This window comes from Nonomuraea turcica, assembly GCF_030718205.1.
Classification (GTDB): Bacteria; Actinomycetota; Actinomycetes; order Streptosporangiales; family Streptosporangiaceae; genus Nonomuraea.
The window spans coordinates 177,397-198,476 of sequence record NZ_JAUZQF010000003.1 but is presented as its reverse complement, the minus strand read 5'-3'; the positions used below and the strand labels follow the sequence as shown (position 1 = coordinate 198,476).

The 21,080-nt window shown below is 71.9% G+C and carries 17 protein-coding genes; 5 read left to right on the top strand and 12 right to left on the bottom strand.

Annotated features, from left to right (window positions below; all coding sequences use genetic code 11):
• The first annotated feature begins 164 nt into the window (after positions 1-164).
• From Q9G87_RS09740 to Q9G87_RS09730, 3 genes are all read left to right on the top strand, one after another.
• Positions 165-1,145: a C40 family peptidase gene (locus tag Q9G87_RS09740; RefSeq protein WP_305915917.1), complete on the top strand. Its 981-nt coding sequence runs from the start codon at positions 165-167 to the stop codon at positions 1,143-1,145.
• A gap of 50 nt (positions 1,146-1,195) precedes the next feature.
• Positions 1,196-2,050 carry an aldo/keto reductase gene (locus tag Q9G87_RS09735; RefSeq protein ID WP_305915916.1) on the top strand — a complete coding sequence of 285 codons (855 nt, stop codon included), beginning with the start codon at positions 1,196-1,198 and terminating at the stop codon, positions 2,048-2,050.
• A gap of 114 nt (positions 2,051-2,164) precedes the next feature.
• Positions 2,165-2,779 carry a DAPG hydrolase family protein gene (locus Q9G87_RS09730; protein ID WP_305915915.1) on the top strand — a complete coding sequence of 205 codons (615 nt, stop codon included), beginning with the start codon at positions 2,165-2,167 and terminating at the stop codon, positions 2,777-2,779.
• Here Q9G87_RS09730 and Q9G87_RS09725 read toward each other — a convergent pair.
• The 5 genes from Q9G87_RS09725 to Q9G87_RS09705 form a co-directional block, all read right to left on the bottom strand.
• Positions 2,774-4,069 carry an acyltransferase family protein gene (locus tag Q9G87_RS09725; RefSeq protein WP_305915914.1) on the bottom strand — a complete coding sequence of 432 codons (1,296 nt, stop codon included), beginning with the start codon at positions 4,067-4,069 and terminating at the stop codon, positions 2,774-2,776. The two genes, Q9G87_RS09730 and Q9G87_RS09725, sit on opposite strands and share 6 nt — an antisense overlap.
• A 9-nt stretch (positions 4,070-4,078) precedes the next feature.
• Positions 4,079-4,933 carry a zinc metalloprotease HtpX gene (gene htpX, locus Q9G87_RS09720; protein ID WP_305915913.1) on the bottom strand — a complete coding sequence of 285 codons (855 nt, stop codon included), beginning with the start codon at positions 4,931-4,933 and terminating at the stop codon, positions 4,079-4,081.
• Between the two features lie 142 nt (positions 4,934-5,075).
• A complete protein-coding gene (locus Q9G87_RS09715; protein WP_305915912.1) occupies positions 5,076-7,493 on the bottom strand; it encodes a glycoside hydrolase family 95 protein in 2,418 nt (805 codons plus the stop codon).
• Between the two features lie 48 nt (positions 7,494-7,541).
• Positions 7,542-9,416, bottom strand: coding sequence for a glycoside hydrolase family 97 protein (locus Q9G87_RS09710; RefSeq protein ID WP_305915911.1), 1,875 nt, complete (start codon positions 9,414-9,416; stop codon positions 7,542-7,544).
• 106 nt (positions 9,417-9,522) lie between these two features.
• Positions 9,523-12,084, bottom strand: a complete 2,562-nt coding sequence (locus Q9G87_RS09705; RefSeq protein WP_305915910.1) for a helix-turn-helix transcriptional regulator — start codon at positions 12,082-12,084, stop codon at positions 9,523-9,525.
• 77 nt (positions 12,085-12,161) lie between these two features.
• On the opposite strand from Q9G87_RS09705, the gene Q9G87_RS09700 reads away from it, so the two are divergent.
• Entirely contained in the window at positions 12,162-13,223 is a 1,062-nt protein-coding gene (locus tag Q9G87_RS09700; protein ID WP_305915909.1) for a phosphotransferase, read from the top strand.
• Positions 13,224-13,234: 11 nt separating this feature from the next.
• On the opposite strand, the gene Q9G87_RS09695 is transcribed toward Q9G87_RS09700, so the two are convergent.
• From Q9G87_RS09695 to Q9G87_RS09670, 6 genes are all read right to left on the bottom strand, one after another.
• Positions 13,235-14,002 (bottom strand): IclR family transcriptional regulator, encoded by a 768-nt coding sequence (locus tag Q9G87_RS09695; RefSeq protein WP_305915908.1) that lies wholly within the window; start codon positions 14,000-14,002, stop codon positions 13,235-13,237.
• A 14-nt stretch (positions 14,003-14,016) separates the two neighbouring features.
• The gene (locus Q9G87_RS09690; protein WP_305915907.1) at positions 14,017-14,961 is read right to left on the bottom strand and encodes a PDR/VanB family oxidoreductase; all 945 of its coding nucleotides are present in this window, start codon (positions 14,959-14,961) and stop codon (positions 14,017-14,019) included.
• A complete protein-coding gene (locus Q9G87_RS09685; protein WP_305915906.1) occupies positions 14,958-15,209 on the bottom strand; it encodes a hypothetical protein in 252 nt (83 codons plus the stop codon). Before Q9G87_RS09685 ends, Q9G87_RS09690 begins: the two co-directional genes overlap by 4 nt.
• A gap of 5 nt (positions 15,210-15,214) precedes the next feature.
• On the bottom strand, positions 15,215-16,267 hold the full coding sequence (locus tag Q9G87_RS09680; RefSeq protein ID WP_305915905.1) for an aromatic ring-hydroxylating dioxygenase subunit alpha: 1,053 nt from the start codon (positions 16,265-16,267) through the stop codon (positions 15,215-15,217).
• 87 nt (positions 16,268-16,354) lie between these two features.
• Positions 16,355-17,461, bottom strand: a complete 1,107-nt coding sequence (locus Q9G87_RS09675; protein WP_305915904.1) for an NAD(P)-dependent alcohol dehydrogenase — start codon at positions 17,459-17,461, stop codon at positions 16,355-16,357.
• A 23-nt stretch (positions 17,462-17,484) separates the two neighbouring features.
• The gene (locus Q9G87_RS09670) at positions 17,485-18,942 is read right to left on the bottom strand and encodes an aldehyde dehydrogenase family protein (RefSeq protein ID WP_305915903.1); all 1,458 of its coding nucleotides are present in this window, start codon (positions 18,940-18,942) and stop codon (positions 17,485-17,487) included.
• A 154-nt stretch (positions 18,943-19,096) separates the two neighbouring features.
• On the opposite strand from Q9G87_RS09670, the gene Q9G87_RS09665 reads away from it, so the two are divergent.
• Complete coding sequence (locus Q9G87_RS09665) at positions 19,097-19,570, top strand: MarR family winged helix-turn-helix transcriptional regulator (RefSeq protein ID WP_305915902.1); 474 nt, start codon at positions 19,097-19,099, stop codon at positions 19,568-19,570.
• Here the strand turns inward: Q9G87_RS09665 and Q9G87_RS09660 are convergent.
• Positions 19,527-21,071 (bottom strand): acyl-CoA synthetase, encoded by a 1,545-nt coding sequence (locus tag Q9G87_RS09660; RefSeq protein ID WP_305915901.1) that lies wholly within the window; start codon positions 21,069-21,071, stop codon positions 19,527-19,529. The two genes, Q9G87_RS09665 and Q9G87_RS09660, sit on opposite strands and share 44 nt — an antisense overlap.
• Between the last annotated feature and the right edge of the window lie 9 nt (positions 21,072-21,080).

The following is a 21,080-nucleotide window of genomic DNA, read 5'->3' as shown; positions in this document are numbered from 1 at the left end:
CACATCAGGTAGGGGCATACGCGTCCTTCTCACCGTGACCGGCTTACACCCAGTACTAGCCCGGTATGGCGCCAAGAGTTCACGCCTGCTGAACATCCTGGGGCCGGCCCGCGTATCTCCCCATGGATCGGCACCACAGTCCACTCGGACGAGGAGGCATGGTCGTGGCCGCGGCGACATGGCGTGGGCGAACAGCAGCAGCATTAGCGCTGGCCTCGGTCGCGCTGGCCGCCACCCCTGGGGTCGCGCGGGCCGATCCGTCGCCCGCCCAGGCCAGGGCCCGGCTGGTGAAGCTGAACGAGCAGGCCGACCAGCTGGTCGAGAAGTACAACCAGGCCACCGAGACCTACAAGACGGCCAAGAAGAAGTACGACGTGCTCAAGACCGAGCTCGCCGGCAAGGACGCCCGAGCCGACGCCCTGCGCCGGGACCTCGTCACCCTTGCCGTGAACGACTACAAGTTCGGCCCGTTCGGGAGCTGGGCGCCGCTGACCGCCCCGAGCAACCCCGAGGCGATCCTGGGCACGATGGCCTCGCTCGAGGAGATGGCGCGAGCGCGGGCGGCGAAGGCGGACGCCTACGAGGCGGCCATCAAGGAATTGCGCGACCGGCACGCCGAGGCCAAGACCGTCCTGGCGGCGGCCGAGGCCGCCCGCGACAAGGTCCGCGCGGAGAAGTCCAAGGTCGACAAGATGGTCACGGCGCAGACCAGGCTCATGCGCCGGCTGGGCCTCTTCCGGACCGGCAACCCCGAAAGCCCTGGGATCCAGTACACCGGCCCGGCCTCCGGGAACGCCCGATCAGCACTCGAGTTCGCCTTCGCCCAGGTGGGCAAGCCGTACCGGTTCGGCGGCACCGGGCCGGGCTCCTTCGACTGCTCCGGCCTCGTCCAGGCCGCCTGGCGCACTGCCGGCGTCTCCTTGCCGCGCACGACCTATGACCAGTGGAGCTGGGGCGCCGGCCGTCGTGTCTCCATGGACACGATCGAGCCGGGAGATCTGCTCTTCAGTAAAGGGCTCGGGCACATGGGCATGTACGCCGGCGACGGGAAAATGGTCCACGCGCCCCAGACCGGGGACGTCGTCAAGGTGGTCGACCTCGACGACTACTGGCGTACGCGCCTGCTCGGCGCCGTGCGCCCATGACGGGCCGGCCGTCTTGACCTGGAGTGCGCTCCAGCAGACAGGGTGGACCCATGAGAACACGTGCCTTGGGAAATCACAGCGTGGGCGTCATCGGGCTTGGGGCCATGCCCATGTCCGTGGCCGGTCACATGCCGGACGAAGCCCAGTCGATCCGTACCATTTTGGCGGCCCTGGACGCGGGCGTGACGTTGATAGACACGGCTGATGCGTATACGCCGTCGCACACCGACGTCGGACACAATGAGCGGCTGGTCGCCCGGGCGCTGTCCTTGTGGGCCGGGGACGCCGGCACGGTGCTGGTCGCGACCAAGGGCGGGCACACCCGCGTGCCGGACGGCTGGGACGTGGACGGCCGCCCGTCGTACCTGAAGGAGGCCTGCGACCGGTCGCTCAAGGCGCTCGGCGTCGACAGCATCGGGCTCTACCAGCACCATCGGCCGGACCCGCGGGTGCCGTACGAGGAGACGATCGGCGCGCTGAAGGACCTGCACGACGCCGGCAAGATCCAGATGGCGGGCATCTCGAACGCTAACCCGGAGCAGATCAGGCTCGCCCACGAGATCCTCGGTGACCGTCTGGTGAGCGTCCAGAACGAGTACTCACCGCGGTTCCGCTCCAGCGAGCCCGAGATCGACGTCTGCGCCGAGCTCGGCCTGGCCTTCCTGCCGTGGTCGCCGCTGGGCGGCATCAGCCGTACCGGGGAGCTCGGCCGGCACAACACCGCCTTCAACGAGATCGCCGAGGAGCGGGGCGTGTCGCCGCAGCAGGTCTGCCTCGCGTGGGAGCTGGCCCGCAGCCCCGTCGTCATCCCCATTCCCGGCGCCAGCCGCCCGGAGACGATCCTCGACTCCGTCGGCGCCGCCACTCTGGAGCTCAGTAAGGAGGAGCTCGCCCGCCTCGGCTGACCCAGGGGCACGACGTGACGGTACCTGCCGTGGCGAGGTTGGGGCACGTGTCGGACACCGGTCGCGGGGTAGGCCGGGGTGCATGATCGGACAGCGACTTCCCCCGCACGTCCGGTGTTGTGGCCACTGCGCCCCGCCGAGTCGGCGAAGGTGTCCCGCACCGCCCATGACGGTCAGGTCGTGGTCAGCATCGAGCACGCCCCGCTCAGCGGGGTCACGCCGGACATGCTCGCCTGGTGGTACGCCCACGTCCCGGGAACCATGGCCTACGCTGGCGACGTCTACCCCCGCTACCTGGTCTGGCACCCGCTGGACCACATCTTGTACCAGGTGATCCGGCCGGCGGCGGGCGGCGGCGTCGGCCCGGGCGCGCAGCTGCACATCACCGAGGCCCTCGGGCGCGACCCCGGCCGGCTGATCGACATCCGCGTCCAGGTCGAGGAGCTGGGCGCGGCGGGCGCGATCATCGCCAAGCGGGTCGCGGGCACCCACCTGGTTCGCTTGGAGAACGAGTTCGCCGCCGCACCCGAGGGCGTGCGGTACGTGACCCGGATGCGCCTGGGTGACCATTCGCCGCTCGGCCGCCTGGCGTTGAACCGGGTCGCGACGACCCGGGCTTTCCCTCCGGCGAAGCTGCAGGCGTGGACCCGCCACCACATCGAAGAGATCGGCAATCTGGAGCACTTCCTGCCCGCGCTCTACGCCGAACGCGCCCCCCACGAGTCATGAGGCCGATCGCCACCGGGCGAGCCGCAGGACACCGGCGCCGGCGAAGTAGGCGATCAAGGTCGTGGCGGGCCAGCCGTGCGCGCCCGGGCCGGTCAGCGCGACCCCGAGCAGGCCCGCGAGCACCCCGCCCACACCGAGGACCGTGAGGGCGCCAGCTATCGCGCCGGCCACGGCGCCCGCCGCGGGGCGAGGGCCGGCGCGCCGTTCGACACGACCGAACACCAGCACCAGCACGCCGAGGATCAGCGTCAGCACGACCAGCCAGGGCAGCCGCATCAGCACCCACGCGGACGACCCGGGCGGCTCCGCCAGCACGGCCGTCCGGTGCAGCGCCAGGGCGCCGAGCACGGCGGCCGTCATGTGCCACAGGAACAGCGTCATGATGACCAAGTTGACCGCCACGATCACCGTCCAGGGCCGCGGCCGTCGCAGCCACCGGGTCGCCGGAGCGCGGAACGCCAGGGCGAGCCCCGTCTGCGTCACCGCCAGCGCCAGCAGCGCCACGGTGGGAGGCGAGGTGTTCTGGATCTCCTCTCCCGCGATCCCCACCATGCTGATCGGGTAGGGGCCCGCCACGGTGAGCACCACCAGCGCGATCAGCCCGGCGGCGGCCATCGGCAACCCCACAGCGGGCCTGGCCGGCAGCCGCCCGTCCTGCCAGGCGAAGCCGAGCTGGTGAACGGCCAGCCAGGCGAGCAGGAAGTTCCCGTCGGCCGCGACGGGCATCTTCAGCGCCAGCCGGGCCGCGTCGCCGACGCCGACCAGAACCGTCAGCGCGATCGGGACGGCCAGGCCGTAGCGGCGGTGGAGGGCGTGGGTCAGCGGGGTGAGGACGACCACGGCCAGGTAGGCGACCAGGAACCACAGCGGGATCCCGGCCGCCCACACCGCGGTGCCGACCAGTGCGGGATCGGCCCCCAGTGCCCGCGCTGCCAGGGCGGATCCGGCCAGCACGGCCAGCACGACGGTGGTGGGCCGCACGAGCCGGTCGGTACGGCGCAGCACCCATGCGGCCGCGTCGCCGCCGCGGTCACGGTGGGCGGTCAGCGAGACGGCGTTGGCGTAGCCGCCGACCAGGAAGAAGACGGGCATGACCTGGAACAGCCAGGTCAGGGGACGCGTCCACGGCACGATCTCCAGCACGGTGCCGGCTTGGACGCCCCCGGCGGGGGTTGCCTGCACGTGCACCGCCAGCCAGTGCCCGACGACGACGGCCGTGATGGCGATCGCGCGGAGCAGATCGACATGGCGCTCCCGCTCCGGTGGCGTCCCCTCCGCCAGCCGCCGCATTTCCCGCGATCAGCCCTGGATCCCGGCCATGGACTCCAGCCGGCGGATCCGATCGGCGATGGGCGGGTGCGTGGAGAACAGCCGCCCGAGACCGCCACCGCGGAACGGGTTGGCGATCATGAGGTGGGAAGTCGACTCCAGCCGGGCGTTCTGCGGAAGCGGCACCTGCCGCGTACCGGCATCGATCTTCCGCAGCGCGCTGGCCAGCCCCAGCGGGTCCTGCGTCAGCCGGGCGCCCGATTCGTCCGCCTGGTACTCCCGCGCCCGCGAGATGGCCATCTGGATCATCGCGGCGGCCATCGGCCCGAGAATCATCAGCGCCAGCACCCCGAACACCCCCGGCCCGTTGTTGTTGCGGCCGCCGCCCCCGAAGAACCCCACCATGTAAGCCAGGTAGGTGATCATCGTGGCCAGCGCGCCCGCGACCGAGGAGATCAGGATGTCGCGGTTGTACACGTGCGACAGCTCGTGACCAATGACGGCGCGCAGCTCGCGTTCGTTCAGCATGTGGGTGATCCCGTAGGTCACGCAGACGGCCGCGTGCTCAGGATTGCGGCCGGTGGCGAACGCGTTGGGCTGCAGCATCGGCGACATGTACAGCCGTGGCATGGGCTGGCCCGCCCGGTCCGACAGCTCGCGGACCATCCTGTGCAGTTCCGGCCAGTCGGACTGTCCGACCGGCTGCGCGCGCATGGCCGACAGTGCGATCTTGTCCGAGAAGAAGTAGGCGACGGCGTTGCTCGCGAGCGCGACGAGGACCGCAATCTGCACCCCGCGCCCGCCGCCGAGCCACCACCCCACCAGAATGATCAAAGCGGACAGCGCACCGAGGAGAACCGCGGTACGCAGGCCGTTGTGCTGCATGACGGCCTCCTTTCCCCCTGCGCACCCCCTACCCCCTCCGGGCCCGCGGATGCCGGGCCCGGAGAGGGCAGGGTCCCGAGACCGCCTCCATCGGCTCGGGCCCCGCGCCGTCTACCGGCCGGCCGGGACGATCGGGTGCCGTCTACCGGCCGGCCGGCACGATCCGGTAGTCCCCGCCGGGCCGGGTACGGAAGGTCACGATGTCGCCATCCGTGGTGTGCGCGACCGGCCGCCCGCGATCCGTCGTGACCCGGACCCCGCCGCGGAACGCGTCACTCCGCAGGGTGACCGTGCCGCCCTCATCGGCCGTCAGCCGCGCCTCGGACAACCGCTTCGACGCCCACGTCAGCCCGAGGGTGTGGCCGCCGCGGGCACGCAGCCCGGAAACGCTGCCGTCGGCCCAGGCGGCGGGCAGCGCGGGCAGCACGTCGATCACCCCGAGGTGGCTCTGCAGCAACAGCTCCGTCATGCCGGAGGTGGCGCCGAAGTTGCCGTCGATCTGGAACGGCGGGTGCGTATCCCAGAGGTTGGCCAGCGTGCTGGTCTTCAGCTGGTCGGCCAGCAGCTTGTGCGCCCGGTCGCCGTCGAGCAGCCGCGCCCAGAAGTTGATCTTCCAGGCCTTGCTCCAGCCGGTGCCCGCGTCGGTGCGGGCGTTGAGCGAGACCTTGGCCGCCTGCGCCAGCTCCGGCGTCGTACGCGGCGAGACCTGCCGCCCCGGGTGCACCGAGAACAGGTGGGAGACGTGCCGGTGGGTCTCCGCCGGGTCGTCGATGTCCTCCTTCCACTCCTGCAGCTGCCCCCACTTCCCGATCCGCAGGCCGGGGTCGAGCTTGGCCAGCACGTCGGCGGCGGCGGCCGCCTCCTTCTCGTCGCCCACCAGCTCCGCGGCCTCGCGCAGGTCGGTGAACAGGTGCCAGAGGATCTGCTGCGACATCGCCGCCCCCGCCGTGGTGGGGCCGATCTCGGGAGATCGGCTGGGGATGGCGACGAGCTTGCCGTCCCTGGGGTCGGTCTGCAGGAAGTCGTGCCAGAACGCCGCGGTCTCCTTCATGACCGGGTACGCGGTCCGCTTCAGGAACCGCTTGTCCAGCGTGAACCGGTAGTGGTCGTAGAGCTGGAGGGACAACCAGGCGCCCGACTCGGGGAAGAAGTAGGCGGGATGGTCCCATGCCCCGGTGTGGCCGAAGATATTCGAGGCGTGGTGGGCGACCCAGCCGTCCGCCCCGAACATCTGCTTGGCGGTGACCCGGCCGGGTTCGCGTAGCCCGTCCACGTATGTGTGCAGGGGTTCGGCCAGCTCGGCCAGGTTGGTCATCTCGGCCGGCCAGTAGTTCATCTGCAGGTTGATGTTGAGGTGGTAGTCCGCCTGCCATGGCGGGGCCTCGAGCACGTTCCACACGCCCTGGAGGTTGGCCGGCAGCGACCCGGGGCGGGAGGAGGCGATCAGCAGGTAGCGGCCGTACTGGTAGAAGAGCTGCTCCAGCGCCCGGTCCGCGGCCGGGGCGGTGCCGTACTGGGCGAGCAGGTCGTCGGTCGGCACGGCGGGCAGGCTGCCGCCGAGGTCCAGCCGTACCCGGTCGAACAGGGCGGCGTGGTCCGCCCGGTGCGCGGACAACAGCTTGGCGTAGCCGCGTGCGGCGGCGGCGTCGACCCGTGCCGTGAGCTTGGCGTGCGGGTCCTCGCCCTTGTAGGTGGGGTAGTCGGGGGCGTAGTCGGTGCCGGTGCCGAGGATGAGGACCACGGAGTCCGCGCCGGCCACGGAGACGGTCCCGTCGGAGTTGTCGGTCCTGGTCCCGCCCTGGTTGAGGACCTGGAGCTGGGCCTCGTACGCCATCGCGTTGCTGGTCAGCGCCCCCTTGACGGTGACCCGGCCGCCGGCGGCCGTGGCGGTCGCCGAGCGGTTGGCGGGCACGGCGATCCTGGCGGTGAACGTCACCCCGCCGGGCCGGTCGGCGGTGACCCGGGCCACGACCACGCCGGCCGGCGCGGAGGCGAAGTACTCGCGGGTGTGGCGCACGCCGCCGGCCGTGAACGACACGCCGGCCACGCCGCGCGCGATGTCCAGCTCCCTGCGGTAGTCCGCCACCTGCGCCGGCAGTTCGGGGAAGGCGAGGCGCACGTCGCCGAAGCTCTGGTACGCGCCGAACCTGCGGTGTCGCGGCGTGTCCGACTTGTGCCCGAGCGCGGCCAGCACGTCATTGGGCGAGATGCCGCCTTCCTTCCAGATCCGCTCCCTGATGGCCTCCAGCGCGCCGGGCCGAGGGGCGTCCCAGTTGCCGTAGGTGTAGTCGGAGACGCCGGGGCCGCCGGTCCACAGGGTCTTGTCGTTGAATTGGAGCCGCTCGGCCTGCACGCCGCCGAACACGGTGGCGCCCATGGCGCCGTTGCCGATCGGCAGCGACCTGGTCTCCCAGCCTTGGTTGGAGTCGGGGGCCGGCTCGTCGTACCACAGCGTGTACGGCTGCGCCGCGTGCCCGGCCTGCGCCTGCGTGGCCGGGACCACGGTCAGCGCCGCGCCGAGTGCGAGGGCGATCGGCCCTGCCAGTAACCGTTTCTTCATGAGGGTGCACCTATACATCGGATGTGTGTCGGATGGCAGATCGGAGGTCTATCGGTCGCACGTGGTGATCGCGGCGTGCCGGCGGCAGGCGATCGCCGCGTACCCGCCCTCGGCGGGCACCGCCACGCTCAGCCGGTCGCGCGGCCCGTCGATCACGTGGCTCTCCCGTACCAGGCCGTTCGCGCCGTCGCGGACGACCTCGACCAGCCACCGGCCGTGGAGCATGCTCAGCGGGACGTCCAGCGTGCGGGCCGCGCCGGACACTCCGGCCCCGATGAACCACCGGTCGCCGCTGCGCCGGGCCAGCACCACGTGGTCGGCCGGGCGGCCGGACAGCAACCGCGTCTCGTCCCAGGCGGTGGGCACCTGCTCGAGGAACCGTTCGGCCTCGGGCCTGGCCTCGTAGGACTCGACGGTGCCGGCCAGGTTCTGCAGGCCGGACTCGTACGTCACCGCCAGCCCCAGCTCGTGCGCGTCGGACGTGGGCCGGCTCGGCCGGTGGAAGGCCATCGGCGTGTAGTCCATGGAGCCGATCACGTTCCTGGTGAAGGGCAGGGTGGTCACGTGCGCGGTGGTGAGCGTGCGCTTCTCGCCGCCGTGCACGCCTTCCATGGTCATCACGTGCGGCCAGGTGCGGTGGATGCCCTTGGGGACGGTCGAGCCGTGGAAGTTGACCAGGAGCCGGTTCGCGGCGGTGGCGGGCAGGATCTCGTCGTACCAGCGCAGCCGCTCCTGCGACTCGGCGTCCATGAAGTCGATCTTGACGCCGCGTACGCCCCAGCGGTTCAGCGTGGGCAGCCACAGGGCGCGTTCCTCGGGGGTGTCCAGGTCGCGGAAGTGCACCCAGACCAGGATCTCCACGCCCTTGCCGCGGCCGTACTCGACGAGTTGCGGCATCCAGCTGGTCGTCGGCCAGTCGGGGTCGGTGACGTCCCACTGGTCCCGCAGGAAGTACCAGCCTGCGTCCACCGCCACGTAGGGCCAGCCGCGCTGGGCGGCGTAGTCGACGTACCCCTTCTGGATCTCCAGGCTCTGCCCGGCCTCCCTGCCGCCCGCCAGCCACGTCCAGAGCACCTGGCCGGGCCGGATCCACGAGGTGTCGCGCACCTCGGAGTCAGGAGCGAGGTCGTCGACCAGCGTGGACGCGGTGACCGTGGCCAGGTCCCCCATGACCAGCACCCGCCACGGAGTCTCCCCCGCGGCCTGGACCTGCTGGTCCCACAGTTGCAGCCGGTAGGTGCCGGTGCCCTCCTCATGCGTCAGCCGCGGCCCCGAGTAGCCCCCGTCCAGGGCCGACTCGATGATCAGGAGGTGGCCGCCGCCGGTCTCGAACAGGGCGGGCACCATGAAGTCGGCCGCGGGCGCGCTCTGCGCCGTGTACTGGACGAAGGGGTTCTCGTAGTCGCGGCGGTGCCGGGCCAACCAGGCGGTGGCGTCCGGGCGGAGGGTGAACGCCGATGTCTCGCGCAGGACCGGCCCGTGGTCGCCCGGCCACTGATACCGGTAGGCGACGCCGTCCCCGGCGACCCTGACGACCAGGTCGAGCCGGGCGCCGACAGCGTTCTCGAAGGCGAACGTGGCCTCCCGCATGAGCGCCGACCGCTTGAGCCGCTTGCCGACGGTGGTGGTGTAGTGCTCGGTCACCACGCGTTCGCTGCGGTGCAAGAAGCGCAGCCCTTGGGACAGGTCGGCCCGCTCGGTGACGAGGCCGACCGGGCTGGGCTCCAGGACCCGGGCGCCGTGGCGCTCGGCGGCCAGGGTGAGCGTGCCCGCGTCCGAGTCGAGCGCGAGCTCCGCCGCCGGGCCGCCGGGGAGACCTGAGATCTTCCAGCTCTGTTCGGCGGCCCGGGCGGGAGAGGCGGGGAGGAGGAAGAAGGAAAGGAGAAGTGCGGCGCACAGACGTAACGGCGTGGCGGTCGGCATGAGGGCTCCTGCAGCCGGATACATCGGACCTGTTTCCGGATCGTAAACCCTCCGTTTCGGTATGGCCAGGAGGAGATCCGATCTCTTTCGCCGATCAAACAGGCCGTCAGAGGGTGAACAGCAGCTCGGCGAGCTCCGTCCGGTTGCTCAGGCCGGTCCGCTCGTAAACCTGAACCAGCGTGTTGGCGACGGTCCGCCGGGAGAGCACCAGCTGGTCGGCGATGTCCTGGTTGCTCATCCCGGACGCGGCCAGGTGGGCGATCTGCCGCTGCCTGGGGGTCAGCTCCGGCGTGGCCAGGCCTGTCAACACCGGAGTACGCGCGCCTGCGCAGCGGCGGGCCAGCTTCCAAGCGCGGGTCTCCGCGGCTCGCTGCTGCCGCACCATCCCTTGCCGCCCGTACGCCGCCGCCGACTGGGCGGCCGCCTCCGCCGCGTGCAGCAGCATGCCGAGCCCTTCGAAGGCGAGCGACACCGCCTCCAGCTCCTGGGGATCATCCATGGCACCCGCGTGCCGGGCGAACAGCGGGGCCAGGTCGCCTTCGACGGTCGCGGCCAGCCGGGTGAGCCGCTCCGCGGCCCGGTCCGCGGCACCGAGCCGGACGGCGTCGTGCAGGGCGTGCAGCTCGTAACCCGGCAGCCCGTCCGCCGCGTCGGCGGCCTCCAGCGCCGCCTCGACCGCTCCGGCCACGTCACCGGCGGCGGCGAGCATCCACGTCCGGGCCGACCGGAAGGCGAAGTCGACCTGGTAGCCGATGCGCCGGCCCAGCTCGCCGGCCAGCTCCATGGCGGCCCGCGCCGCGGCCACGTCACCGGTCAGGGCGTACGCGTGAGCCAGCTCGGCCAGGCACAACGCGCCCTGCGGCGTCCGGCCGCGCAGCCGCACCGCCGCCTGCCTGCACAGCCGGACGGCCTCGGCAGGCCGGCCCTGGAGCCTGCACACCCAGGCGCGTAACGTGCCGAACAAGACCAGTGCGCGGTCCCAGCTCACATAATCCTCGCCGATGCGGTATCCGGCGTCTGCGAACCTGCGCGCCGCCACCAGATCACCTGCCGCCACGGCGGCGACGACGCCGGCGTCCGCCACGGCGGCCGTGAGTGCCGGCAGCCCCGCCGGCTGCGCGTCGACGGCGTCGAGCCCTTCGCCGGCGCGGGCCATGGCCTGGCGAACCCGTCCCTCGTGGATGAGGAGGCGCGCATCCAGTGACCCCAGGCCGATCTCGAGCCGGGTGCTGAGCGGGCCTATCCGGCGGATCTGCTCCACGGTCGCCCTGACCTCGTCGAACATGCCCATCGCCTGCTCGACGGAGGTTCTGATCACCAGGACGCCCTGGCGCGGCTCCGGCTCGGTCATCGTGTCGTACGCGTCCGTCAGCGCGGCCCGCGCCTCGGCCTCCCGGCCGAACCCCCAGAAGAGGTTGAGCCCGTGCACGGACACCAGCTCGGCACGCGTCATGTCGTCGAGCGGCTCGCCCGCGACCTCACGCAGGACCGCCTCCGACTCTTCGTACCGGTCGGCGTAGTTGAGCACGGCGGCCAGCGCGGTGACCGCCGCGAGCCCTCCTCCGGCCGCCAGCGCGGCCCGCCCGAGTCTGGCGGCCAGATCGAGCGCGCGTACGCTCCGCGCGACCTGGCAGGCCTCGATGAGCAAGGCAGGGTCGCCGGCCGTCCCACTGTCGAGCCGCCAGAGCGCGACCCGGAGCACGTCCTCGCCGCCGCGGGACTCGGCCTCCTCGACCGCGTCGGCCAGACTCCGCAGCACTTCACGGGTGCGCAACGTGCCGCACCCGGCCCGGATCACCTCGCTGTAGAGGGGGTGCGCGAGCCGTACCATCATCCGCTGCCTGGACACGGTCACGAGCTGACGATCCTCCAGCCGCCCCAGCGTCGCCGGCGGGACCAGCGTGGTCAGCACGTCCGCGGCCAGCGGCTCACCGTGGGCGAGCAGTTCGAGCGCCGCCCGTTCACCGGCGTCGACATCGCCGATCCGGCCCTCGATCAGCTCGCGCAGCCGCATCGTCACCGGGACCTCGCCCACCCAGTGCCACACCCCGTGCCGCTCGGCGAGCACGCCGCCCGCCTCGCCGGCCAGCACGAGCTCACGCAGGAACAGCGCGTTGCCGTCGCTCGCCCGCCACAGGCGCCTGACCGTCGGGGCCTCCACCTGCCCGCCCAGCGCTCCGGCCAGGACGAGCCCCGTCTCCTTGAGCGTCATCGGGGCCAGATCCAGGCGCGGCAGCAGGTCGTCCTTCCACAGCGCCGTCACCGCGTCGGGTGCTCGCTCGCCGCTGCGCGTCGTCGCCAGCACGCGTGCCCGGCCACCGGCCACCATGTGGTGCACCAGCGCGGCCGACACCGGATCCAGCAGGTGGGCGTCGTCCACCATGAGCACCTGGTGCTCGCGCCGCAGGACGTCGGCGGCCCAGCGGATCACGTTGCCGCTGGGCGGCTGGTCGGGCAGCAGATGTGCCATCGCGCCCAACGGGACCTCCGAGGCCGCGGCCGTGGCCATGATCCAGGCCACGCCGCCGGTGTCGCGCAGCGCCTCGGCCGCCAGGCGGCTCTTGCCCGCGCCGGCCGGCCCGGCCACGACGGCGCCTCCGGATTCCAGCGCCGATCGGATGGCCGCGAGCTGGGTTTCCCGGCCGGCGAAAGGCCACGAGGAGCGCACATGGGGATGGTACGGGGGATGATTTGAGTAGGCCATGCTCTACCCGGGATCGTGCCGAGCAAGAGACCGTGGTGCCCATGACCCCGATCACCCCGCTTGTACGGAAATATCTGGACGATGAGCGTGCAGAGGTGGCCTCCGTCCGGGTGGAGACGATGGACCACGCGGCCGGCACACCGTCCAGCGGCGGGCTGCGCCGGGTCAGCGGCACCACCACCTGCGGCCGTCCGTGGTCCTTCGTCGTCAAATCCATCCATTCCGCCCGGCACTGGCCGCACATCGACTCCCTCCCCGAGCCTTTCCGTACGGAGTTCATCGGCGAGTTCCCGTGGCGAACCGAGGCCGACGTCTACACCGCACGCCTCCGGATGCCGGCCGGGCTGCGACTGCCCCGCCTGTTCCTCGTGGAGGACCTCGGGGACGACCGTCTCGACCTGTGGCTGGAGGACGTGCGCCCCGCGCCCGGCGGATGGGACCTGACGAGGTACGCCGGCGCGGCACGGGCCTTGGGCCGGCTCGCCGGCCTGCGACCGGCCGGCGGGCCGCACACCGACACGGCGCTACGGATCTACGTCACCAAGCGGATCATGAACCATGCGGTGCCCGCCCTGCTCGAGCCCGCCGTCTGGCGGCATCCCCTCGTCGCCTCGCACGCCGACCCGCTGCTCCAGATGGATCTGGACGCCTTGGCCCGCCGCATCCCCGCGCTCCTCGCAGCCGCCGCGTCCCTGCCTCACACGATGGCCCACGGCGACGCCAGCCCGCAGAACCTGATGGTGCCCGCGGACGCACCCGATGAGTTCGTGGCCATCGACTGGGGGTGGCAGGATCCCGTGCCGATCGGCTTCGACCTCGGACAGCTGCTCGTCGGCCTGGCCCATCTGGGAGCCACCGAGCCCGGAGAGCTGCCGGTGATCCATCGGACGATCCAGGAGGCGTACACACGGGGCCTGGCGGACGAAGGAGTCGCCAGCGATCACGTCGCCGCCGGGTACGTCACCACGCTGGTGCTGCGCAGCGCCTTCACGGCCATCCCCGTGGAGCGCCTCGGCGACCCGGTCACCGACGGCCTGCAGGACCTGTTCCGCAAACGTGTCGGCCTCGCCCGCTTCATCGCCGATCTCGGCCTCGCCCTCTGATCCGGGGCTCGTCACCGCCCGGCCGCGAACGGCGGCAGGGCACGGGAGATGGCGCGGGCGCTGGTGCGGACGAGGTGGGCGAGCGCCTGCGTCGAGGCGGAGCCGTGGTGGACGACCAGGGACACGGCCGCGACGACCTCGCCCTCGGAGTCGTGGATCGGGGCCGCGACCGACAGGGCGTCCATGGTCACCTGGCGGTCGCTGACGGCGTAGCCGCGGGCTCGGGTGTCGGCGAGCGCGGCACGCACCTGGCGCGGGTCGGTCATGGTGCGTTCCGTGTAGCGCTGGATCGGGCAGTCCAGGACGAGTTCCTGCACGTCGGAGGGTGCGTACGCGAGCAGGACCAGGCCGACGCCGGTGGCCGTGAGCGCGAAGCGGCCGCCCACCCTGGTCAGCACCGGCACCGCCCCGCTGCCCGCGATCCGCTCCACGAACACGACCTCGGTGCCTTCGCGTACTGCGAGCTGCACGTTCTCGCGGGTCACCTGCGACAGGTCCTCCAGGTACGGCAGCGCCGCCTCGCGCAGGCCGAGGCCGCGCGGGGCGAGCGAGCCGATCTCCCACAGCCGCAGGCCGATGTGGTAACAGCCGGCCGGGTCCCGTTCCAGCGCACCCCAGGCCACGAGCTCAGCCGCCAGCCGGTGCACGGTGGACACCGGCAGCCCCGAGTGCCGGGACAGGTCGCTGAGCGTCAGCGAGCGCCGGTCGGGCGTGAACGCGCCGAGGATCTGCAGGGCGCGCGCCACGACCGGCCCGGTCCGGGCGACGGCTGACGGCATCGGCGGCTCCATGGTCAGAGCTCGAGGACCAGCTTGGGGCAGGCGGCGCGGGAGACGCAGATGAACATGACGTCGTTCGCCGCCTCCTCTTCGGGCGTGAGGAGCGAGTCGCGGTGGTCCACGACGCCCTCGAGGACGGGCGTCTCGCAGGTGCCGCAGGTGCCCTCCCGGCACGAGGTCAGGACCTGTACGCCCGCCTCCTCCACGACCTCCAGGATCGACCGGTCCGGCGGGACCGTCAGGGTGAGACCGGAGGTGGCCAGCTCGACCTCGAACGACCCGGTCATGATCGGGTCGCCCGCGTCCTTGGGGGTGAAGCGCTCCACGTGCAGCGGGCGGTTCGCGCAGCGCTCCTCGACGGCCTGCAGGAGCGGGGCGGGGCCGCAGCAGTAGACGAGGGTGTCCTGCGGCTCCTCCGTCAGCAGGGCGTCTAGGTCGAGCAGGCCGTGCTCGTCCTGCGGCCACAGCAGCACCTGGTCACCGTGGGCGGCGCGCAGCTCGCTCGCGAACGCCATCGACGCGGCGGTCCGGCCACCATAGGCCAGCCGCCACTCGGCCCCGCAGGCGGCGATCATCGGAAGGATGGGGGTGATCCCGATCCCACCGGCGATGAACAGGTAGCGGGAGGCGGGGTGCAGCGGAAAGTTGTTGCGCGGGCCGCGCGTCAGGATCGTGGCGCCCGGGTGGAGCTCGTCGTGCACGTAGGCCGAACCGCCGCGGCCGGCGGGCTCCCGCAGGACGGCGATCCGCCATGTGGTCCGGTCGGCCGGATCGCCGCACAACGAGTACTGGCGGACGAGGTCGTCGCCCAGCACCAGGTCGATGTGCGCCCCCGGCGTCCATGCGGGCAGCTCGCCGCCGGCCGGATCGCGCAGCTCGATCGCCACGACGCCGTCGGCCACCTGCTCACGAGAGTGCACGACGAGCTTCCGCTCGGCACTCAAGTCGGCGCCCGTCATAGCGCCGCTCCCGCACCGGACAGGGCCGCCTGACCGGGAGCCGTCGCTGGGCCCGGGACGGCCGCCGAGCCGGGAGCGGTCTCCGCGGTGTGGCCGACCGGGTGGGCGAGCAGCCACTCCCACACCTCGATCGGGCCCTCGGCGAGGTGCGTGGCGCCGCAGTGGCAGGTGCCCTGCAGCAGGTCGCTGCCGGGCAGCCACACCACACGCAGCACCTCGCGGCCGGGAAGCATGCGCGTCGGTTCCATGCCCGTCACACCCGGCTGCCCGCGCTCTGCCCGGCGACCAGCTTGGCCAGCATGCGCCGCGCCGCCAGCCCGCCGGTGTCGATGTTGATCGACAGCTCCTGGTAACCCTCGGCCTCGGTGGCGATCACCTGCTCCAGCACGTCCAGCGCGACGACGTCCTGCAGCACCACGGTCCGGTTGTTCTCGGCCAGGAAGTCCGACACGCCCTGGTCGTCGAGGGCGAAGTCACGGGCCACGGCCCAGAAGTCGTGCGTGGTGTGCTCGGTCTCGGGCGTGATGGCGTACACGACCTCGACGTGGAAGGCGTCCGGGTCGCTCCCGTCGGCGTTCGGCAGCACCCCGAGCGGCGCGATGCGCGAGTGCAGCTTGTACAGGCACGGCGGGGTGTACTCGATGTCCTGCCAACGCATGATCCGCCCGGTGAGCCCGGTGGACTTGGCGTAGAACGGCGGGCACTCGGCGTCGTCCATGTGCCGGCTGACATAGACGATCCCGGCCTCCTCGTCCACCTCGGTCGTGATCGGGGTGGCGGCCACCTCGGGGGTGCCGATGTAGCCGCCGTGCAGGTACGTCTCGTGCGACAGGTCGAGCAGGTTGTCCACCAGCAGCCCGAACCGGGCCTTCAGCGGCTCCATCCCGGAGACGGTGGTGTAGTCCGGCGAGTCCAGCCAGGGCGCCCGCGGGATGCGGGTGGCGTCGGCCTTGGCCGGGTCGCCGATCCAGACCCACACGAACGAGTCCTGCTCGACGATCGGGTAGCTCTTCAGTCGCGCGGTCCGCGGCACCCGGGTCTGGCCGGGCACGGCCACGCAGCCGCCGTCGGCGCCGTAGGTGAATCCGTGGTAGCCGCACACCACCTGGTCGTCGAGCAGCCGGCTCGGCGCCTGGGACAGCGGGAAGCGGCGGTGCACGCAGCGGTCCGACATGGCGGTGACGGTCCCGGCGCGGGTCCGCCAGAACAGGATGGACTCACCGCAGATGGTGCGGCTGAACAGCTCGCGGGCGATCTCGCGCCCGTACGCGGCGACGTACCACTGGTCGCGGGGGATGCTTGACATGGGCGACTCCTTCTCAGTGGAACGATGGTGACGTCGGTCACGCAGGGCGCGGAACCGCACTTCCCGGATGCCGGAAAACGAATGTCCTCAGAACCGAAGGACAGGCTTGATCGTCGCGCCGGAGACGATGTCGCCGATCGCGCTCTGGATCTCCTCGAACTTGTAGTGCCTGATCAGCCGGTCGATCGGCAGCCGCCCGGCGGCCACCAGCTCGGCCAGCACCGGGATCAGCGACTCCGTCTCGCTGTCGCCCAGCGTCAGGCCCACGACCGTGCGGCCCGGCAACATGAAGTTGACGTCCACGGGGATCGACGAGCCGAACGGCGGGGCGCCGACCAGCACCGCGGTCCCCCGGGCGGCGAGCACGCCGACGGCGGCCCCCGCGACGCCCACGTTGCCCGTCGTCTCGACCACGCCGTCGGCGCCCTGGCCGCCGGTGATCTCCCCGATCGCCTCGGCCAGGTCGGCCGTGGTGGTGTCGACGGTGTGGGTGGCGCCGAGCTCGCGGGCCAGCTCCAGCCGGGCAGGCACCCGGTCGACCGCGATGATGCGGGTGGCCGGGGTGAGCCTGGCCGCCATGACCGCGGACAGGCCCACCGCGCCCGCGCCGGTCACGACGAGGGAGGCGCCGGGGCGGGGGCGCAGGACATTCCATACCGCCCCGGCGCCGGTCTGCACGCCGCAGCCGAGCGGCGCCAGCAGATCGAGCGGCGCGTCGGCGGGCAGCTTGACCAGGCTGCGCTCGTCGACCAGGGCATGCCTGGCGAAGGAGGACTGGCCGAAGAAGTGCCCCCCGAGTGCCGCGCCGTCCCTGGTCACGGTGGGTGAGCCGTCCGCGCGGGCGCCGCCGAGCAGGTTCAGCGGCAGCCAGGCCGCGCAGTAGGCGGGGTGCCCGTCACGGCAATTGGCACACCTGCCGCACGAGGTGAAGGAGAGCAGCACATGGTCGCCGGGGCTGACCCGCGTCACCGCGGAGCCGACCGCCTCCACGACGCCCGCGCCCTCGTGGCCGAGGACTCCGGGCAGCGGGAACGGCAGGCCGCCGGCGGCGACGCCCAGGTCGGTGTGGCAGATCCCGGCGGCGACCATGCGGACCAGCACCTCGTCCGGGCGCGGGTCGGCCAGTTCTACTTCGCTCAGCTGGAAGCCCGCGCCGGCGGACTCGACGACGGCTGCTGACGTGGTGGTGGTCATGGCTTACCTCTCACAGTGCCGATTCACAGGGCGATGACGACGGACTTGACCTTGGTGTACGACTCCAGCACCTCGGGGCCGTACTCCCGCCCGTAGCCGGACTGCTTGACCCCGCCGAACGGGATCGCCGGGTCGAGCATCGCCCAGTCGTTCACCCACACGATGCCGGCCTCCAGCCGCGCCGCCACCCGGTGCGCGCGGGCCAGGTCGGTGGTCTGCAGGCCGGCCGCGAGCCCGTACGGGGTGCCGTTGGCCATGGCCACGGCCTCGTCCTCGGTGTCGAACGGCTGGACGGTCAGGACCGGGCCGAAGATCTCCTCCTGCACGACGCGGGAATCGTCGCTGAGGCCGGCGATGACGGTCGGCTTGTAGTAGTAGCCGCCGCCGACCTCCAGCCGCTCGCCACCGGTGACGATCCGGCCGCCCTGCTCCTTGGCGATCCGCACGTACTCCTCGACCTTGGCGAGATGCCGCTCGGCGGCCATGGGGCCGACGACGGTGGCCGGGTCGAAGGGGTCGCCGACCGGCACGCCGGCGACGGCGCCGGCCAGGATCTCCAGGACGGTGTCGTACAGGGAGCGGTGGACGAGCAGGCGCGGGCCGCCCATGCAGAACTGGCCGGTGTTGAAGACGAACGCCTTGATGGCCGAGCCGATCGCCTTGTCCAGGTCGGCGTCCTCGAACACGATCTGCGCGGCGTTGCCGCCCAGCTCCATCGTGACGGGCTTGAGGCCTTCGCCGGCCGTGGCGGCCGCGTACCGGCCGATCTTGGTGGAGCCCGTGAAGGCGATCTTGTCGATGCCGGGGTGGCGCAGCAGCGCCTCGCCGGCCACCGCGCCGCCGCCGGTGACCACGTTGAGCACGCCGTCCGGCACCCCCGCCTCGGCCAGGATCTCGGCCATCAGCAGGGCGCTGAGCGGGGTGTCCTCGGCGGGCTTGTGCACCAGGACGTTGCCCGCGGCCAGCGCCGGGGCGATCTTCGAGCTGCTGAGGATCAGCGGGAAGTTGAACGGGGTGATCGCGCCGACCACGCCGATCGGCTCGCGGCGCGTGTAGGCGTGCGACGGGATCGGGATGTGCCGGGTCGCCCCTTGGATGGTCTGCGCGAGCCCGGAGTAGTACTCGTAGATCTCGGCGGCCGTGGCCACGTCGACGGCGCGGCACAGGCTGACCGGCTTGCCGACGTCGACGCTCTCGACCGCGACGAGCTCGTCCTCGCGCCGCCGGATGATGTCGGCGACGCGGTGCAGGATGCGTGCCCGCTCGCGACCGGACGTCTGCGACCACGCGCCGAACGCCTTGCGCCCGGCGGCGACGGCCGCGTCCACGTCGGCGGCGTCGGCCTCGGCGACGGTGGTGATCACCTGTCCGGTGGACGGGTCGGTGATGTCCCTCCTGCCCTTGGCGACCGCCTCGGCCCACTCGCCGCCGATGAACAACTTGCCCGGCTCGATGTGCGGCCGGCTCACGGAATCCGTCATGACCCGCTCGCTTCCCGGTGCGGTCGCACGCCGCACCGTCCTGGTCCCGACCTGTTCAACCAACAGGTTTCCTGATAATTACGCTTATATGGCCAAGAATGCAAGAGGGCTGAGATACTCAGGAAACCTGACTGTCCAGAGCAAAGGAGCGCACGTGACAAGCACCACCGGCAGCGACGGAGCCGTGGAGAGCGCCACCTCGCGCCCGTCGCTGCTGTACGTCGTGAAGCAGGTCGAGCTCGCCGCGCGCTCCCACATGGACGAGCTGCTCAAGCCGACCGGCATCACCGCGCTGCAGTACACCGCGCTCACCGTGCTGCGCCGCCGGGACGGGCTCAGCTCAGCCCAGCTCGCCCGCAACTCCTTCGTCACCGCCCAGTCCATGGCCGACATGATCACCGCACTGGAGCGGCGCGGCCTCATCGTCCGCCGCCGCGACCCGGACAACCGCCGCGTCCTGCTGATCAGCCTCACCGACGCGGGCCACGAACTGCTCGCGGCCCACGACGAGGCGATGGAGGCCCTGGAGGGGCGCATGCTCGCCGGACTCACCGCCCGGCAGCGCCGCGACCTGGAGGTCTACCTCAACCGCTGCCGGACGGCGCTGTCCGACCTGCCGCCGCACTGACGGCCGGTGCGGACAGGTTCCGGAGCTTGAGCTTCTGGATCTTGCCCGAGCCGGTCTTCGGCAGGTCCTCCACGAACGTGACGTACCTGGGGATCTTGTATTTGGCCAGCCGGGTCCGCAGGAACGATTGCAGCTCCTCCCCCGTGACGGCGTGCCCGGGACGGGCGACCACGAACGCGCGGCCGGTCTCCCCCCAGGTCTCGTCCGCCACGCCGACCACCGCCACCTCGGCCACCGCGGGATGCTCGAAGATCGCCGCCTCCACCTCGGCCGGGTAGACGTTCTCACCGCCGGAGATGTACATGTCCTTGACGCGGTCCACGATGTACAGGTGGCCCTCCTCGTCGCGGTAGGCGACGTCGCCGGAGCGGAACCAGCCGCCCTCGGCGAAGGCCGCGGCGGTGGCCCCGGTGTCGTTCCAGTAGCCGGGGGTGACGTTCGGCCCCTGGATGAGGACCTCGCCGGGCTCGCCGGGCGGGGCGTCGCTGAGGTCCGGCCGGACGACCCGGACGTCGGCGAAGAGGACGGGCACACCGGCCGAGCCGGCCTTGCGTTCGCTCTCGCTCGCCTCCAGGAACGTCGCCCCCGGCGAGGTCTCGGTCATCCCGTACCCCTGGCAGAACACCAGCCCCCGCTCCTGGTAGGTGCGGATCAGCGCGGGCGGGATCGACGCGCCCCCGGACATCAGCGTGCGCAGCGAGGACAGATCCGCACCGGCCCAGCGCGGCGAGGCGGCGAACGCGGCGAACATCGTGGTGACCCCGAACATCCACGTCACGCCGAACTTCTCGATCAGGTCGTAACACGCGTCCACGTCCCACGACGGCATGATCACCGAGCGAGCGCCCTTGGCGAAGGTCGGCAGCAGCGTCTGGTTCAGCGCCGCGACGTGGAACAACGGGGCGCTGACCAGCGTCGTCTCGTCACTGGCCACGTCCACCCCGACGAACATGTTGTAGGTGTTCCAGATCAGGTTGGCGTGGCTGAGCATGGCGCCCTTGGGGCGCCCGGTGGTGCCCGACGTGTAGAGGATGAGCGCGATGTCGTCCTGCGCCACCGGCACGTCGATCGGCATCGGGTCACCCTGCGCGAGCCAGTCCTCGTAGGCCTCGAGCGGGATGATCTCGTCCAGGTCCGGCGTGCCGGTCAGCGCCTCCACCACGCCGGCGCACTGCGGCGCGTGGATCAGCACCTTCGCGCCGGAGTGCCCCAGCATGTAGTCGATCTCCGGTGCCGCGAGCCTGAAGTTCAGCGGGACGAAGATCCCGCCGAGCATGTGCGTGGCGAACATGGTCTCGGCGAACGCGACGTGGTTCGGGCCCAGGTAGGCGACCCGGTCCCCGGCCCGCACGCCGCTGTCCCGCAGCCGATGTGCCAGCCTCGTCACCCGCTCGTGGACCTCGGCGTAGGTCAGCGAGCGGTCCTCGTAGACGAAGGCCGTGCGGTCCGGCGTCATCATGGCCCGCCGCGCCGGCCAGCCGCCGATCCCGGAGTTGTGCATGAGCGTGTC

What these genes read in the sequence shown, in the direction of transcription:
- Q9G87_RS09685 (WP_305915906.1), bottom strand. Translation starts at nt 15,209, where the DNA reads ATGGAACCGACGCGCATGCTTCCCGGCCGCGAGGTGCTGCGTGTGGTG.
- Q9G87_RS09660 (WP_305915901.1), bottom strand. Translation starts at nt 21,071, where the DNA reads ATGCACAACTCCGGGATCGGCGGCTGGCCGGCGCGGCGGGCCATGATG.
- Q9G87_RS09725 (WP_305915914.1), bottom strand. Translation starts at nt 4,069, where the DNA reads ATGCGGCGGCTGGCGGAGGGGACGCCACCGGAGCGGGAGCGCCATGTC.
- Q9G87_RS09700 (WP_305915909.1), top strand. Translation starts at nt 12,162, where the DNA reads ATGACCCCGATCACCCCGCTTGTACGGAAATATCTGGACGATGAGCGT.
- Q9G87_RS09735 (WP_305915916.1), top strand. Translation starts at nt 1,196, where the DNA reads ATGAGAACACGTGCCTTGGGAAATCACAGCGTGGGCGTCATCGGGCTT.
- Q9G87_RS09690 (WP_305915907.1), bottom strand. Translation starts at nt 14,961, where the DNA reads ATGACGGGCGCCGACTTGAGTGCCGAGCGGAAGCTCGTCGTGCACTCT.
- Q9G87_RS09675 (WP_305915904.1), bottom strand. Translation starts at nt 17,461, where the DNA reads ATGACCACCACCACGTCAGCAGCCGTCGTCGAGTCCGCCGGCGCGGGC.
- htpX (WP_305915913.1), bottom strand. Translation starts at nt 4,933, where the DNA reads ATGCAGCACAACGGCCTGCGTACCGCGGTTCTCCTCGGTGCGCTGTCC.
- Q9G87_RS09670 (WP_305915903.1), bottom strand. Translation starts at nt 18,942, where the DNA reads ATGACGGATTCCGTGAGCCGGCCGCACATCGAGCCGGGCAAGTTGTTC.
- Q9G87_RS09715 (WP_305915912.1), bottom strand. Translation starts at nt 7,493, where the DNA reads ATGAAGAAACGGTTACTGGCAGGGCCGATCGCCCTCGCACTCGGCGCG.
- Q9G87_RS09695 (WP_305915908.1), bottom strand. Translation starts at nt 14,002, where the DNA reads ATGCCGTCAGCCGTCGCCCGGACCGGGCCGGTCGTGGCGCGCGCCCTG.
- Q9G87_RS09710 (WP_305915911.1), bottom strand. Translation starts at nt 9,416, where the DNA reads ATGCCGACCGCCACGCCGTTACGTCTGTGCGCCGCACTTCTCCTTTCC.
- Q9G87_RS09680 (WP_305915905.1), bottom strand. Translation starts at nt 16,267, where the DNA reads ATGTCAAGCATCCCCCGCGACCAGTGGTACGTCGCCGCGTACGGGCGC.